At 68.2% G+C, this 1,276-nt stretch carries 1 protein-coding gene; it reads left to right on the top strand.

From position 1 onward, the window contains the following. Positions 1 to 550 precede the first annotated feature (550 nt). Positions 551 to 1,099, top strand: coding sequence for a hypothetical protein (locus G5S38_RS15475; protein WP_165070549.1), 549 nt, complete (start codon positions 551 to 553; stop codon positions 1,097 to 1,099). The last annotated feature ends 177 nt before the right edge of the window (positions 1,100 to 1,276 follow it).

Genomic DNA, 1,276 nt, shown 5'->3' with positions numbered 1-1,276 from the left:
CTCCCTCGGCGGGCGGGGGATGAGTGGAGAAAGGGAGACGGGGGGGCGTGGGTGGGGGGGGGGGGGGGGGGGGGGGGCGCCGCCCCCCGCCCCCTCGCCTGTCTCGGGTGCGGCGGCCGGCGTCGCGGCGCATCCGGTGAGCGCCACGGCGAGAACGGCGAGGGCGCCGAGGCCGGTCGTGCGGGCGGTGTGTGCGAGGCGGGTGCGGGCGGCGCCCTGGTGGAACGGCAAACGAGGGAACACGAGAACTCCGGGGTCGACGAGGCTGGGAGCGGCACAGTGACGCCGCGATCATGACCAGTCGTCCGAGAGCCGGACCGACACACCGCGCCACATCCGGTGCGGGGGCCTCAGGTAATTCTAAGCGTGACAGCGGCGGCGTCGCGTGATAGCCATGAGCCTGAGAACGTGACAGTTTCCGGCGGTCAGCCCGCGTGGCTCGCGAACTTCGTGAGCCGGTCACTCTCGAACTCGGTGGGAGTCCACGATGCCTGGAACCGAAACAACTGCAACGAAAGACGGGTTCGAGGTGCGGCGCACAGTCCGCATAGTGGCGACGACTTTCTTGGTCACCGCGGGCGTCACCGCGGTGGTGTTCCTCGTCATCACGGCGCAGTCGAACGGGTGGGACCGTCCTCGGCGGCCGGAGTTCTTCCTGCCGTTCGCCCTGGGGTTCATCGCGGCATCGGTGGCCTGCAGCGTGCTCGAAATGCCCCTCGCCCGCGCAACGGCATCGGTCTTCCGCCGCAACTGGCAACTTCGTCAACGCATCCTCTCGAGCGTGAAGACGGGCGATGCAGGCAGCCTCACGCCGGAGGAATCCTGGCTGGCGGCTCGATACGCTGTTCTCGCGTCGGCTTACCTGCCACTCCAGGCGGCTCAGATCGCGTTCCTCTATGCCGGGTTGATCATCACCCAGTTCTGGATCTACCTGAGGTCGACGGACGGCGTGTTCTCCCAGCTGCCGCTGTGGGTCATCGCATTCCTCGTGTTGGTCGCACTCGTGACCGGCCCCGTCCAGGCGCGACTGATCCGCCGCACCCGCCGGTACGCCGCGGCCCACGTCGACGTGGTGCTCGACGGGCCGCCGGTCGACTGACCCGCTGACGCGCGTCCACGCGCGGCGCCCTACCCGAATACGCCGATGACCCCTAGATGAGTGAGTCCTAATTGGTCTCGCTGTGGCCGGTGCGATGTCCCGATCGGGATAGCCCCGCGTGGTCGCTGTTAATCGTTGGCGGAGGGTGTTAAACCCTGTGTGTGAAAACCGACCTCA

Origin of the sequence: Marisediminicola senii (assembly GCF_011057645.1) — a bacterium.
Classification (GTDB): Bacteria; Actinomycetota; Actinomycetes; order Actinomycetales; family Microbacteriaceae; genus Marisediminicola; species Marisediminicola senii.
This window is presented reverse-complemented; position numbering and strand designations above follow the sequence as displayed.